The organism is Pseudactinotalea terrae (assembly GCF_009733845.1).
Classification (GTDB): Bacteria; Actinomycetota; Actinomycetes; order Actinomycetales; family Beutenbergiaceae; genus Pseudactinotalea; species Pseudactinotalea terrae.
Window position 1 is genome coordinate 282,635 of record NZ_WNXZ01000002.1, and the last position, 13,935, is coordinate 296,569.

The following is a 13,935-nucleotide window of genomic DNA, read 5'->3' on the forward strand; positions in this document are numbered from 1 at the left end:
GCACCGAGGCGCCGCTCCCGCGTGAGCGAGAGCGACGCCGTCGGAGACTCAGACCGTGTGGATCACTTGTTGATCTTCACGTTGTGGAACGTGGCCGTGGTGTGGTGCGCGATCGCGTTGCTCTCCTTGTTCCCGTCGATGACCAGCCCGACGTAGATGTCGTCGCCCATGGGGATCCGCTCGTAGCCGATCCGGGTCCACTGCAACGAGTCGCCGCTGAGGTGGCACTCGAACTCGAGGCCGCGCCTGATCAGCCTGAACCACTGCGGTTCGATGTCGAGGAGCTCGTCCGCGTCGTAGGGGTAGGAGCCGATGCTGGGCCCGGGGCCGTGCGACTGGATACGGGTGACGTGTCCCTTGAGGCCGTCACCCATGACCTGCAGACCGCCCGCGAAGTAGCGGGAGTTCTCATCGAGCGACTCGCGGAACATGAACCCGGCGAAGACGCCCTCCCAGGGCCGGCTCACGTCGTCGATCCGCCCGATGATCTCGACGGCGTTGTCCGCCGGGGCATGGATCGGCTGGTACAGGTAGTGGAACGCGTCCGTGCGGCCGCGAATCTTCCCCGAGCCTGTGATCGTGAGGTCGCCCGTGGTTCCGTCGCGGAAGGCAGCGCCCGCCAGCGGCACCGAGCCGATGTCCGCGGACACCCAGGGGCCGACGTCTGAGGTGCGACTGACATGCACCGGAGCCGAGGTCGCGTGGGTCTTGGCTCCCTGGCTGTCGATCGCGAGGGCCGAGAGGTACCAGGTGCCCACCGGCGCCGACCAGGTGACCTGGTAGGGCGGTGCGATGACCTCCCCGATCATGGTGTCGTCCGCGAAGAACTGCACGGCCGTGATCTCGGCACCCTCGGGGGCGGTGGCCTCGGCGGTCACCGTGATCGCCTGCTCGGTGCCCGGGCCGGACAGCACGGTGTCGGGGTCCGGCCCGGTCATCGTGACCGAGGGGTACCCGCTCACGTTGCTGACGATCGACTCCAGGTAGTGCTCGAGGTTGCTGTAGCCGTCCTCACGGATCAGCGCGCCGTCGGCGGGGTCGTTGTGCTTGAGGCCGTTGGCCCGCTCCCAGGTGTCGGGGATGCCGTCGTGGTCGCTGTCGCGAGGCGGCTCACCGCCGTCGAGCACGGGGTATCCGCCGACCTCGGACTGACTGTTGATCAGCCGGCCGGTGCCGGCCCGCAGCTCGGCGAGCAGGCGCGTGTCCACCGAGTCGTAGCGGGGCAGCGAGGCGCCCACGTTGGCCAGCACGTGCTCGTATGCCTCCTCGGCCGTCATCGTGCTGGGCAGCGGCTGCGTCATCGTGGCCGGCTCGTCGAGCAGGTTGATGCCGCCGCCGGCCGTGTTGACGACGCCGCCCGCCTGCGGCGTGACCGAGGGGTCGGCTGCCTGCCCGACGACCTGATAGCTGATGCCCAGCGTGTTGTCCGCGGTGATGTCCGGATAGCCCTCGACGGCGTTGCCGGCCAGGTACCAGGAGCCACCGCGGTAGGGCTCGATGATGTGCGGCGCGATCGTGGCCAGGGTCGCAGGGCCGGGCTTGTAGTAGTTGCCGACGACGTTGATGCCCTCGCACCACTCGGCACCGTAGAGCGAGCTGAAGCCGTGGTTGTAGACGACGTTGTTGCGGTGGTCGACCCGCATCTCCATGTCCTCGGTGAAGCTGAACCGCGGGTTGCGGGCGCCCTGGTGGATCAGCAGGTTGCCGTAGTAGGTGATGTTCTGGCCGCCCCAGAGGCCACCGAAGCCATGCAGGCCCTTGAGGTGCTCGGACATCGACAGGCCTTCGTGGATGATGCAGTTGCTCACGGTCACGTCGTAGTTGCCGTAGAGCGAGAAGCACTCGTCGATGCCCCACCCCACCGAGCAGTGGTCGACGACGATGTTACGCAACGCCCGCCCGCCGAAGGTGTCGATGCCTCCCGGTTGCGAGCCGTCACCCGCGCGGATGCGCAGATACCGGACGATCACGTTGTTGGCCTTGATCTTGAACTCGTTCCGGGTGATCGCGATCCCCCCGCCGGGTGCGGTCTGGCCCGCGATCGTGGTGTTGTCACCGGTGACGTCGAGCCCGGACTCCAGCTCGATCGTGCCGCCGACGCGGAAGACGACCGTGCGGTTTCCTGCCGAGAGCGCCTCACGGAGCGATCCTGGGCCGGAGTCGGCGAGCGTGGTCACCTCCACGACCTCGTGGCCGCGGCCGCCCGTGGTGAACTTGCCGGCGCCCTCGCAGCCGGGGAAGGCGGGCACGGTGTTGCCCACCACGGCGTCGGGCTGCGGTGGCATCGCGGGGCGTGGGCCGGCCGGGGGAGCCGCGTGGGCGGGCCGGAACGCCTGCAACCCCGCGAGCGCGGTGCTCGCGAGCGCAGCGCCTCCCAGGACGAAGTGGCGGCGGTTGACGCCGTTGCTGCGCTGAACAGATCCTGCGGACATGTGTCCTCCTTCGCGCGACATCGCGCGATCATCGGTGGTCCGCGACGGTGCGTCCATCAGGCGCCCCGTCGCCTTGTGATCTCTGCGCATAAAAAACTAGACCTGCGTGCCTATGCGCGCAATCGTTTCAACGATGCTTCTCGCTCTGTGGACTCATGAGCGAGAGCGCCGAGTTCGTTGCAGAACGTCGAGCTCGTCGGGTGCACCAACCGAACTCGGCGATCAGCAGCGAACTGGGCGGGCTGGGCCCATCGGCGGCAGCTCCACGGGCTGCGCCCTACTGCTCGAGCTCGGCCACCGTGAGCACGACCAGCGCACAGGTCCAGGCGAGGGGAGCAGGCCCGGAGGGGGCGCCGTCGGCGTTCACCTTCTCGGGGAGGGCTGCGATCGGGGTGCGGTGCGCGGCGAGCCAGTCGAGCCAGTGGCGTGCCTGCTCGTGGTCGCCGTTCGAGGCGGCGGCCAGCGCGTAGAGCGCGGTCTCGGGCGTCCAGGACAGGTTGAGCTCGCGCCACCCCGCGCCGGGAGCGATACCGCCGGCGGGGCGGAGCATCGAGGTGGCCGAACCGCTCCAGGCCTGCAGTGCGCCGTCGAGCGGTGTGGGCTGGTACGGCGGCAGCACGAACGCGCTCGCGGCGTCCGCGTGCGAGGGGCCGGCGTAGCGGCCGTAGGAGTGCGACCCGAAGAAGAGCTCGACCGACGCCCGCACCTCGGCCGCGGTGTTCGCCAGGGCGGCGGACCGCTCCGGGCGCCCGGCGCGGTCGTGGATGCGGGAGGCCGCCTCCAGGCCCGCGAGCACCGGCGCGGCGGTGCCGAGGGTCAGCAGGCGCTCGCGGTGCTCCCAGTAGTCCGGTGAGGGCGGTGGCAGCGACCGGCCGTTGTCGACCAGACCCAGCAGATAGTCCGTCGATCGTTGTAGCAGGGGGTCGAGCTCGGCGAGCAGAGCCCGCTGCTGAGCGGCTGGAGCGGCGGAGACCACCGAGTCCAGGGCCCACAGCGCCCAGCCGGTGCCGTCGGTCTGCGGCAGCCTGCCGTCGGGAGGCCCGGAGCCGTCGGGCAGGTACCGGGCCTCGAACGAGCCGTCCGGGGCCTGGACCCGCTGGAGGAACCCGAGCACCTCCACCGCGTCGTCGAGGTGGCCGGTCGCGGCGAAGGCGACCGCGGCGAACGAGGCGTCCCGCGGCCACACGTATCGCCAGTTCTGGTTCATCGCGGCCAGCGTGCCGCCGCCGGTGCTGAGCACGTGCAGGTCGAGCAGCGCCGTCGAGACCAGCTCCCGGTACTCGCCCTGCGGCAGCCAGCCGGAGGCCAGCCAGTCGCGTTGCTGCTGAGCCAGCTCGAGGGCAGCGTCGATGGTGGTGGGATCGGCATCGGCACCCGGGTCAAGCACGCGCGACCCGATCAGGAGCTGGGGGTCCGAGTTCGCCGCGAGCAGCTGGACCCTGCCCTCGGCATCGAGAGCGACGCCGTCCGAGTAGCTTCCCGCGTCGTCACGCCGGGGCCGCTCGAAGAGTGCCGTGCCGCTGATGAGCACGACCACGGCGACCGCGAGGATCGCCCGCGACAGGACCCGGCGGCGCATCCGACCAGTGTAGGGACCGGTGTCGGGGGCCGGCGAGGCTGTGGCAGCATGCGCGCATGAAGACGGGGGCGAGGCTGGTCGTGAGCCTGGCGATCGTCGCCGTCCTCGTCGCCGCTCAGCTCGGTCGCGGCGACGACTGGTTCCCGCTCGGCACGCTGGGCCAGTACGCCTATCCCCGTGACCCCGACGGCACGGTTCTCAACACCTACCTCACCGGAACCACGGTCGACGGCGAGGAGGTGCGGATCGGTCTGACCGCGCGGTCGGCCGGCGTCACCAGGGTCGAGCTCGAGGTTCACCTGGGCGAGCTCGAGCAGGACCCGAGCATGCTCGCCGGGATCGCGGAGGTCTGGCAGGGCAACCATCCCGGTGTCGAGCTCGAGAGCATGACCGTGCGCCAGACGGTGCACCAGATGGCCGGCGGAGCGCTCGTCGGCGAGCCGGAGGATCGCGTCGTGCTCACCTGGGTCGTGGAATGAGGATGCTGCGCGGCTTCGTCCGGTGGTGGGTCCCCGAGCTGCCGCGGGCGCGGGTCGCCTGGGTGCGGGCCGCGCTCGCCGTCATGGCCGTGATCGACATCCGGCTGTTCCTCAACAGCACCGACGACCGCGCGGGTACGCCGGAGTTCTTCGCACCGGTCGTCGTGGCCAGGTGGCTGCACCTGCCGCCGGTGACGGACGAGATCGCGGCAGCGCTCTTCGTCGGCGTCCACGTGGGCGCCGCCGCGGTCGTGGTGGGCGGGTTCCGCAGGCTTCCGGCGCTCGTGCAGAACCTGGGCAGCGTGCTCCTCGCGGTGGCGTTCGGGCTGTGGGCGGTGTGGGCCATGAGCTACGGCTACGTGTCGCACGACCACATGGCGATCACCGTGGGTCTCCTGGTGCTCGCGACGGCCGGCACGGCCAGGTACGGCGGCGGCGACGCCGCCGACACCGCCGCCGGCTGGCCGCTGCGGATGGTGCAGGTCCTCACCGTCATGACCTATGCCGGCTCGGTGCTGGCCAAGTACGTGATCAGCGGCGGGTCGTTGCTGCGCTGGGCGAGCTCCGGCACGCTCGCGTGGTCGTTCATCCGGCGGCCGAACGATCTCAACCAGATGCTCGTCACGCATGCGTGGCTGCTGCGTGCGGCGCAGTGGGGCGGGCTGCTGCTCGAGCTCTGCTCGCCGCTGGTGTTCCTGCTGCGGCGCCCGTGGCTGGCGCTGGCGATCGGGGCGTTCCTCAGCTTCCACCTGGTGACGTTCCTGCTGCTGGGGATCCACTTCCTGCCGACCGTCATCTGCTGGACGGCGTTCATGCCGCTCGAGCGGCTGCCCGGGTGGGTGCGCGAGCGGAGGTGGTCGCCGTCAGGCACGCGAGCGGCGGTCGACCGGGCGGCATAGGCTCGGGGTATGAAGCAGGCGACCGATGCGGTCGTCGTGGGCTCAGGTCCCAACGGGCTGGCCGCGGCGGTCATTCTTGCGCGCGCCGGGCTCGAGGTGGTGGTGCTGGAGGCCGAGCCGACGCCGGGCGGGGGTGCGCGCACGCTCGATCTGGGGCTCGCGCCGGGTCTCGTGCACGACATCTGCTCTGCCGTCCATCCGCTCGCGCTCGCGAGCCCGTTCTTCCGGGCGTTCGATCTTCCGGCGCGCGGGGTCGACCTGGTCGTCCCGGAGATCGCGTACGCGCACCCGCTCGACGGCGGCCGTGCGGGTGTTGCGCATACCTCCCTCGAGCGCACCGCCGAGGGGCTGGGGCCCGACGGCGACGCCTGGTTCGATCTGTTCGCGCCCTTGGTCGAGGGCTGGCAGCCGTTGGTCGCGCTGGCGCTCGGTGAGCGGACCCGGGGGATCACCGAGACGCTGGCGGACGTAGGGGCGCGGCGGCTCCTCGAGGTGGGCGTGCGGCTCCTCGAGCAGGGCACGCCGCTGTGGGATCGCCGGTTCGCGACCGAGGAGGCCGCCGCCCTGCTCACGGGTGTGGCCGGGCATGCGATCGGCCGGCTGCCCTCGCCGGTGGCGGCGGGCAGCATCCTGATGCTCGGCACGCTCGCGCACGCCGGCGGCTGGCCGATCCCGGTCGGCGGGTCGGCTGCGATCATCCAGGCGCTGCTGGCGGACCTCGACGCGCACGGCGGCACGGTCGTGTGCGACCGGTCGGTGCAGAGCTGGCGCGAGCTGCCGCGTGCACGCACCTACCTGTTCGACACCAGCGCGCAGGCGTTGGCACAGATCTGGGGTGACCGGATGCCCTCGGGGATCCGGCGCTCGCTCACGCGCGTGCGGCCCGGTCCGGCGGCGGCGAAGGTGGACTTCGTGCTGTCGGGGGCTGTGCCTTGGGCGAACCCGGAGGTCGGCCGTGCGGGGACCGTGCACGTGGGCGGGACGCGGGCGCAGATGGCCCAGAACGAGGACGACGCCGTTGCCGGACGGCTCTCGGAGCATCCGTTGGTGCTGTTCTCGGACCCCACGATCGCCGACCCCGCGCGCGAGGTCGGCGGGCTGCGGCCGGGCTGGGCGTACGCGCACGTGCCCAACGACTGCCCCGTCGATCCTGTCGAGCTCATCACACGCAACATCGAGCGGTATGCGCCGGGGTTCCGGGACGTGGTCGTCGCCGCGCGTGGCGTCCCGGCGAGCGAGATGCACCGCCACAACCAGGGCTACCTCGGTGGTGACATCGCGATGGGCTCGCTGAGCGCGCTGTCGATGGCGCAGCGGCCGCGGTGGGCGTTGAACCCGTACTCGGCGGGCATCCCGGGTGTGTACCTGTGCAGTGCGGCGGCGACACCCGGACCCGGCGTCCACGGGATGTCCGGTCAGTGGGCCGCCGAACGTGCGCTGCGTGATCGCTTCGGGCGAACCAGGCCCGTCGATCTTGCACTCTCCAGGTGAGAGTGCCAACATGGCATTAGCACTCTCGGGGTGAGAGTGATAACCCCAGAGTCGTACCAGGCAGCCGAGCGAGGCGCCGGGCAAGGCGGGACGTGACCGCCGAGACCGACGCCGTCCGTCGCGGGCGCGAATCTGCCATCCACGCCATAACCGGAGGAACCCAACCCCCATGGCCAAGATCATTGCCTTCAACGAGGAGGCCCGTCGCGGGATGGAGCGTGGGCTCAACACCCTCGCCGACACCGTGAAGGTCACCCTCGGCCCGAAGGGCCGCAACGTCGTTCTCGAGAAGAAGTGGGGCGCTCCCACCATCACGAACGACGGCGTCTCGATCGCCAAGGAGATCGAGCTCGAGGAGCCGTACGAGAAGATCGGTGCCGAGCTCGTCAAGGAGGTCGCCAAGAAGACCGACGACGTCGCAGGCGATGGCACCACCACCGCCACCGTGCTCGCCCAGGCGCTCGTGCGCGAGGGGCTGCGCAACGTCGTCGCCGGCGCCAACCCCATCGCCCTGAAGAAGGGCATCGAGAAGGCTGTCGAGGCGATCACCGCGCAGCTGCTCACCTCCGCCAAGGAGATCGAGTCCAAGGAAGAGATCGCGGCCACCGCTGCCATCTCCGCCGGTGACCAGGCGATCGGCGAGCTGATCGCCGAGGCGCTTGACAAGGTGGGCAAGGAAGGCGTCATCACCGTCGAGGAGTCCAACGCGCTCGGTCTCGAGCTCGAGCTCACCGAGGGCATGCGCTTCGACAAGGGCTACCTGTCGGCCTACTTCGTGACCGATGGTGACCGTCAGGAGGCCGTCCTTGAGGATGCCTACGTCCTGATCGTCGAGTCGAAGATCAGCAACGTCAAGGACCTGCTCCCGCTGCTGGAGAAGGTCATCCAGAGCGGCAAGCCGCTGCTGATCATCGCCGAGGACGTCGAGTCCGAGGCGCTTGCGACGCTGGTCCTCAACAAGATCCGCGGCATCTTCAAGTCCATCGCCGTCAAGGCCCCCGGTTTCGGTGACCGCCGCAAGGCGATGCTCGCCGACATCGCGGTCCTCACCGGTGGTCAGGTCATCAGCGAGACCGTTGGCCTGAAGCTGGAGAACGCCACGCTCGACATGCTCGGTCAGGCCCGCAAGGTCGTCGTGACCAAGGACGAGACCACGATCGTCGAGGGCGCCGGCGAGGCCGACGCGATCGCCGGCCGCGTGTCCCAGATCCGTGCCGAGATCGAGAACAGCGACTCGGACTACGACCGCGAGAAGCTCCAGGAGCGTCTCGCCAAGCTCGCCGGCGGCGTGGCCGTCATCAAGGCGGGCGCGGCCACCGAGGTCGAGCTCAAGGAGCGCAAGCACCGCATCGAGGACGCCGTCCGCAACGCGAAGGCTGCCGTCGAGGAGGGCATCGTCGCCGGTGGTGGCGTGGCCCTCATCCAGGCCGCCAAGACGGCGCTCGACTCCCTCGAGCTCGAGGGCGACGAGGCGACCGGCGCGAACATCGTGCGGGTTGCGGTGGACGCTCCGTTGAAGCAGATCGCCATCAACGCCGGTCTCGAGGGTGGCGTGGTCGTCGAGCGCGTGCGCACCCTGCCCGCGGGCCAGGGCCTCAACGCCGCGACCGGCGTGTACGAGGACCTGCTTGCCGCTGGTATCAACGACCCGGTCAAGGTGACCCGTTCCGCTCTGCAGAACGCCGCCTCGATCGCTGGTCTGTTCCTCACCACCGAGGCCGTCGTGGCCGACAAGCCGGAGAAGGCCGCAGCGCCTGCCGGTGGCGGCGGTGACGACATGGGTGGCATGGGCGGCATGGGCTTCTGAGCCTGACGCTCTGACGCATCACCACAGCGGCCCCCGGGGAGACCCGGGGGCCGTTGTCATGTCGTGAGCCACGTGAGCGGGCACCACCGTGCGGGTCGGTCAGCCCGCCCAGCGCAGCGAGACGCGGGGCGGCAGCGCCACCGTTGGTCGCACGGTCCACCGGCCACCGGCACCTCGCACGCAGATCAGCCGCCCGGCATGCACCTCCGCGTGGCAGTGCTGGCACAGCGGGACGCCGTTGTCGGTGTCCGTGGGGCCGTCGTGGCTCCACCAGACCGGGTGGTGGATCTCCGTGAACCCCGGTGGAGCGTCGCATCCGGGGTTCTGGCAGCCGCCCGGATAAGCGAGCAGGATCGCTCGTCGTTGGTGCCTGGTGTGCGAGCGTCTGGCTCGGCCGAGCTTGAGCGGGAGCCCTGCGTCGTCGAGCAGGCAGGTCTGGATCAGACCGTCGCAGATGATGCGCGCGGCCACGTGGGCGGGGACCGCGTCTCCGCTGTGCTCCACCTGAGCCGTGCCACCGCCCGTGGCGGCGTGCTCGCGCAGCTGGTCGGCTGTGATCGTCACGACCAGGGTCGGCGCCTCCCCGCCGATGCGGGGCGCGGTCGCGAGCTCGGCAGCCCGCATGGCCAGACCCACCAGGGTGTCGGCCTGGCGTTGCGCGCTCGTCCGGGTGTCGTCGTTCCCGGTGCGGCCGGCGCGCGTATCGCCGAGCCCGCCCGGCTGGACGGGCTCATCATCCCCATCGCCGCTCGTGGTGCGGTCATGCGTGCCGGCGGGCGACTCGTGGATGCTGTCGTGGCGAGTCTTGCTCCGGGGTGCGTTGTGCGCGTCGAGGGCGAGGCGCAGCGCGGCGCCTTGATCCGTAGGCAGCAGCAGTCTGCCGACCCACATGCCGTCCGGCCGTTGGCCGAGCGTGAACGACCGCCGCTGCCGCTGCAGGTCGTACGAGGGCTCCGCGCCATCCGGGTCGATCGCATCGCGCCAGGCGCGCGCCTGGATCGCCAGCAGGTCCGGCGAGAGCGGCACTCGGTTCAGGCCATGCAGGCCGACGTCCTCCGGCGCCGTCTCCTGGCCGGCGGCGGCACCATCGGGATCATCAGCCGTGTCGGCGAAGGGGTCAGGCGCTCCGGTCGCGGCGGCGACGAGCGCGAGCTCGGCGGCGTCGAGAGCGTCGGGGTGGGCGCGGCTCCCGCTCTGGTGCAGGGCATCCCGGACCACGAGCGCTTGGTCGAGACCGATGGCCCCGGCGAGCACCGCGGTCGCGAGGTGTGGCATCGACGGCGCGAGCACGCCGGTGGACCCCACGCCTCGCGAGCTGGTGGCGGCAGCGATCCGTCGGTGCTTGCTCAACGTGTGGCGGCTCGACCCGGTCAGCACCATGAGGAGCGACATGCCATCACGGAGGCCGTACCTGGCAGCCAGCGAGTCCTCCGGTTCAGCGGCTCGGCACTGCCGCTCCACCGCGTGCACGACGCGCACCATCGCCGCATCGCTCAGCCGTTGCACGCTGCCCGCCAGCCGGGCGATCTCCAGCAGGTCGTCATCGGCGAGCGAGCCGATCTCTCCGATCTCGGCCACAGCGGCGGCGAGCGCCTGCTCGGCCTGTCTCGCCAGATCGAGCAGGTCGTTGCCCGCCGCTACGTCCTCCATAGAACGACACTACGGCATCATCGTACGCATGTGCTAGTCGCGTTCGCTGAGAGCGAACACACCGTGGTGATGCAGGCGCCGATGCCGGCGCTTGGTCACGAGTGCGTCGTGGCCATCACCCCGGCACCGTGGCCTTGCTGACGCTGCCGGACCCCAGGGTGGCGCGCACGCAGCCGGCGGCCAGCCGAGCGAGATCGAGGGGATCCACGAGCGAGGCCAGCTCATCCGGATCCGTGGGCAGGCCGAGCTGTTCCGCACCCGCGAGCACCCGCTCGTCCAGGTAGGGAGCGAGGTCGGGCAGCACCGTCTGGGTCTCGCGCAGCCAGATGTGCGCGGCGTGGGCGCCCACCCCGGGAATCCGGCGTAGCTGGCGGTGCAGATCGGCGGCGGAGTCGGCGTCGCGGTACAGCTCACGGAGGTCGCCGCCGAAGCGATCGACGACGTCGTCGGCTGCCCGCACCAGCAGGCCCGCCTTGGTGTGGTGGAAGCGCCAGTAGCCGGCACGGGTCATCGCCCTCGCGACCTCCTCGGGCTCGGCTCGCGCGAGAGTCGCCGCGGTGCGGGACAGGGGTTTGAGCGACGCCGAGGCACGGATCGCGGTCGTGTGCTGCACGGGCGCGGCCAGCAGGCAGGCGAGGACCAGCAGCCGGAACAACGGCGCCGGGGTCTCACGCAGATCGATGCCCGCGTCGGCGGCGAAGGTCCTGGACTCGCGGACCAGCCGCGCAGCCCGGTCCGCGGGTGTTCCAGGCTCCTCGAGCATCGTCGCCTCTCGGGTTGTCTCGGACATGGTGCTTCTCCTCTTCCTCGGTGGGTCGCGCCCCGGACGAAGCACGACGGTGGTGACCGACACAGCCTCGACATGGACGAGGTCGGCCGACGGGCTCACGAGGAGCCTCTGGATGTCGCGGGATCGACGGTCGCCGACCGCAGGGCCGACCTGGTGGCCACCCTGTGGTTCGCCGTCGTGATGGTCGTGGCCGTGGCCTGGGCGATCGCGGTCGAACCGATCGCCTGCGCAGCCGTGAGCGCGCCGGTGCGCTACCCGTGCCCCACCGGGCCGGACCACCGGCAGGTAGGGGCGGCAGTCATCAGCGTCGGAGCAGCGGCCTGCGGGCTCGCGGCCACATTCGGGTGGAAGAAGTGCTAGCTCACGGGCGGTTGGCAGCGGCCTCGCCGCCCGCGGCGATCAGCCGCTGAGCGCAGCCAGCTCCCGGCGCAGGTTCTCCCGAGCAGGCGCCAGCCACAGGTCCCGGCCGCGCTCGGTCCGGTACAGCGGATCCAGGGCGAGCAGCTGCCGCAGCACGCCTGCCCGCCCGCGGCGCCAGTCGTCGTCGCTCACGTGCGCGTAGTCCTGCCGCACCGCAGCCACGTACCGGTCGTAGCGGGCAGGCTCGCCACCCAGCACCGCGAGGTCGGCGTCGGACAGCAGGGCGCCGTGCTCGTCGCCGTCGGCTGGGCGGTGATCGGCCGTGAGCCGCACGAGCCGTGCCACCTCGGCCACCTGGTCCGCGGCCAGCAGAGGAGCCAGCACGCTCTCCGCGAGCGCAGCGGACGCCTCCTCGTCGGAACCGGGAACGCCCTCGTAGACAGCGTCGTGGAACCACGCAGCCAGCTCCACGACCAGCGGCACCGACCCACGTCCCGCCACCAGCGCGAGGGCGTCGAGCACCGCGAGCAGGTGCGTGACGTCGTGATAGTGCCGGTGCGGCTGCGACCACCGATCCAGCAGCTCGTCGCGCACAGCGGCACCGCGCTCGAGCGCCGCCGGCCATCGCCGTCGGAGCACGAACGAGGCGTGCTCCGACCGCTCCCGAGACGTCACCCGCAGGCCGCTCGCCCGCAGCCGCCGGATCAGCTCGCTCCCGCCCACCGGTTGCGCTCCGAGCGCGATCAGCTCCTCCCGGCGCGCCAGCGGCACGTCGTAGTGGTCGCGGTCGAACGCCCGCGGGCTCAGCCCGGCCCGTTCGGCGAACGCGTGCAGCTCGGCGAGCGAGTCGTCCGAGACCAGGTGCGAGAACACCGTGCCGTGCGCCGGCCACTGCGCAGGATCGATCAGCACCACCACCCGGCCAGGCTAGGCCGTGCGGCGGCCAGCCCCGGTCACCGCGCGAACATCCGCATCGCACTGGTCTCGGCCTCCTCGTACTGCCGGGACCCGGCATCGAGACACAGAGCGATCGAGTCCAGCGAGCTCTCGACCTGCTGCTGCGTGGCGCGCCAGTCCGCGAGCACCGCGCTGAACGCCGCAGATGCGCCACCCCGCCACGAGTCCTGCAGCGCGGTCAGGTGGCCCATCATCGCGCTCACCTCGCTGCGGATCGCCGCCGCGGACGTGCGCGTGCTGCCGCTGGCCCGCATGATCTCGCCGCTGTCGACCTCGAACCGTGCCATGTGTCCATCCCTTCGCCGTCAGGGCCGCTGGTGCGACCCCGCTGCCACGACGCTAGGGACGGTCAGGCCCCGAGCGGGGCACGAGGGAGGGGGTGCTGTGGACGCCGGTGCATCAGCGTGCACCTGTGGACAGCGGGAGCTCAGCGCGTCGGCGGCCTCGACATCGACGAACCGTCGTCGCCGCTCAGCCCCCGCTTGCGGGCCTCACGCTCGCGCGCCTTGCGCTCGATGCGCTCCTGCTTCTCGATCTGACGGCGCTCGCGGTCCGCAGCAGCAGCCGCACGTCGCTCGGTCGCCCGCTCGCGCGCAGCACGGCGAGCCACGTCCACCCGATCGGCCGCCGTCGGCGCAGGATCAGGCTCGGCCTCGACCGGCCGCCCCGCCGCGTCCGCCTCGTCGAAAGCCGACATCTTCGCCGCCACGAGGTCCTCGACGTGCGACGACTCGCCCTCGGCCCGCTCCGGCAGCGTCTCGAGCTCGCTCCGCAACCGCGACAGCTCGGCCCGCAGGTTGTCCCGAGCCGCGTTCTCCCACGACCGCCCGAGGGGGCTGGCGAACAGCGTCTTCCGGTCGAGCAGCCTGCTCACGATCGCGAGCCTGGCCTCCACGTAGTCACGCTCAGGGATGTGGCTGTACTCCGCGCGCACCTCGCGCCGGTACGCCTCGTACCGCTGCGGCTCCGCGGCGAGCCCGCCGAGGTCGGCGTCGCACAGCGCCTGGGCATCGATGTCGTCCGGCGGCGCGACGTGCCTGGACAGGCACTGGACCAGCTGTCCCACCCGCTCGATCACCTCGCCGGGCACGCCCAGCTCGCCCAGCTCCTCGCGGGCCAGCGCCGCCGAGCCCTCGGCATCCGCCCCGCCCCGGTGCGCGTACGCGTGCTGCGCGGTGCTCGTGAAGACCGCGCCGTGGTACCAGGCGGCGATGCGCACCACATCGGGTTCGTGCGTCTCGGCCGCGACCTCGTCCACGCGCGCCAGCACGGCGATCAGCCGCTTGAGGTTGTGGTGAACCCGCTCCTCGGACCGCCATCGTTCGATCAGCTCGTGACCGGTGCGTTCGATCGCCTCGCGGTCGGCTGTGGCGCCGACCGCCTCGACGCTGCGTCGCCAGGCTGCGATCAGCCACTGCGGCGCTTCGGTGCTACCCACCGTTGCTCATTCCCCTCATCCCGTCGGGCCGTGCCATGGTACGCCGCTCACGC

Annotated in this window: 12 protein-coding genes; 5 read left to right on the forward strand and 7 right to left on the reverse strand. The window is 71.3% G+C overall.

Going from position 1 to position 13,935, the window contains the following annotated elements:
- Positions 1-62: 62 nt before the first annotated feature.
- On the reverse strand, positions 63-2,432 hold the full coding sequence (locus GPA03_RS08775; RefSeq protein ID WP_156251616.1) for an Ig-like domain-containing protein: 2,370 nt from the start codon (positions 2,430-2,432) through the stop codon (positions 63-65).
- 277 nt (positions 2,433-2,709) lie between these two features.
- Positions 2,710-4,011 carry a glycoside hydrolase family 15 protein gene (locus GPA03_RS08780; protein WP_156251617.1) on the reverse strand — a complete coding sequence of 434 codons (1,302 nt, stop codon included), beginning with the start codon at positions 4,009-4,011 and terminating at the stop codon, positions 2,710-2,712.
- A 56-nt stretch (positions 4,012-4,067) separates the two neighbouring features.
- On the opposite strand from GPA03_RS08780, the gene GPA03_RS08785 reads away from it, so the two are divergent.
- The 4 genes from GPA03_RS08785 (at position 4,068) to groL (ending at position 8,687) form a co-directional block, all read left to right on the forward strand.
- On the forward strand, positions 4,068-4,490 hold the full coding sequence (locus GPA03_RS08785; protein ID WP_156251618.1) for a hypothetical protein: 423 nt from the start codon (positions 4,068-4,070) through the stop codon (positions 4,488-4,490).
- Positions 4,487-5,389, forward strand: coding sequence for a hypothetical protein (locus tag GPA03_RS08790; RefSeq protein ID WP_156251619.1), 903 nt, complete (start codon positions 4,487-4,489; stop codon positions 5,387-5,389). Before GPA03_RS08785 ends, GPA03_RS08790 begins: the two co-directional genes overlap by 4 nt.
- 9 nt (positions 5,390-5,398) lie before the next feature.
- A complete protein-coding gene (locus GPA03_RS08795) occupies positions 5,399-6,880 on the forward strand; it encodes a phytoene desaturase family protein (protein ID WP_156251620.1) in 1,482 nt (493 codons plus the stop codon).
- A 169-nt stretch (positions 6,881-7,049) separates the two neighbouring features.
- Positions 7,050-8,687, forward strand: a complete 1,638-nt coding sequence (groL, locus tag GPA03_RS08800) for a chaperonin GroEL (protein ID WP_156251621.1) — start codon at positions 7,050-7,052, stop codon at positions 8,685-8,687.
- 99 nt (positions 8,688-8,786) lie between these two features.
- Here the strand turns inward: groL and GPA03_RS08805 are convergent, their stop codons facing one another.
- Positions 8,787-10,337: an HNH endonuclease signature motif containing protein gene (locus tag GPA03_RS08805; RefSeq protein ID WP_156251622.1), complete on the reverse strand. Its 1,551-nt coding sequence runs from the start codon at positions 10,335-10,337 to the stop codon at positions 8,787-8,789.
- Positions 10,338-10,452: 115 nt separating this feature from the next.
- On the reverse strand, positions 10,453-11,127 hold the full coding sequence (locus GPA03_RS08810; RefSeq protein WP_156251623.1) for an HhH-GDP family DNA glycosylase: 675 nt from the start codon (positions 11,125-11,127) through the stop codon (positions 10,453-10,455).
- Positions 11,128-11,199: 72 nt separating this feature from the next.
- On the opposite strand from GPA03_RS08810, the gene GPA03_RS08815 reads away from it, so the two are divergent.
- Positions 11,200-11,487, forward strand: coding sequence for a hypothetical protein (locus tag GPA03_RS08815; RefSeq protein WP_156251624.1), 288 nt, complete (start codon positions 11,200-11,202; stop codon positions 11,485-11,487).
- Positions 11,488-11,526: 39 nt separating this feature from the next.
- On the opposite strand, the gene GPA03_RS08820 is transcribed toward GPA03_RS08815, so the two are convergent.
- The 3 genes from GPA03_RS08820 to GPA03_RS08830 all read right to left on the reverse strand — a co-directional run bounded on the left by GPA03_RS08820 (position 11,527) and on the right by GPA03_RS08830 (position 13,882).
- Positions 11,527-12,405: a DUF4031 domain-containing protein gene (locus tag GPA03_RS08820; RefSeq protein ID WP_156251625.1), complete on the reverse strand. Its 879-nt coding sequence runs from the start codon at positions 12,403-12,405 to the stop codon at positions 11,527-11,529.
- Positions 12,406-12,440: 35 nt separating this feature from the next.
- Positions 12,441-12,731, reverse strand: a complete 291-nt coding sequence (locus GPA03_RS08825; RefSeq protein WP_156251626.1) for a WXG100 family type VII secretion target — start codon at positions 12,729-12,731, stop codon at positions 12,441-12,443.
- 140 nt (positions 12,732-12,871) lie between these two features.
- Entirely contained in the window at positions 12,872-13,882 is a 1,011-nt protein-coding gene (locus GPA03_RS08830) for an HD domain-containing protein (RefSeq protein ID WP_156251627.1), read from the reverse strand.
- Positions 13,883-13,935: the final 53 nt, after the last annotated feature.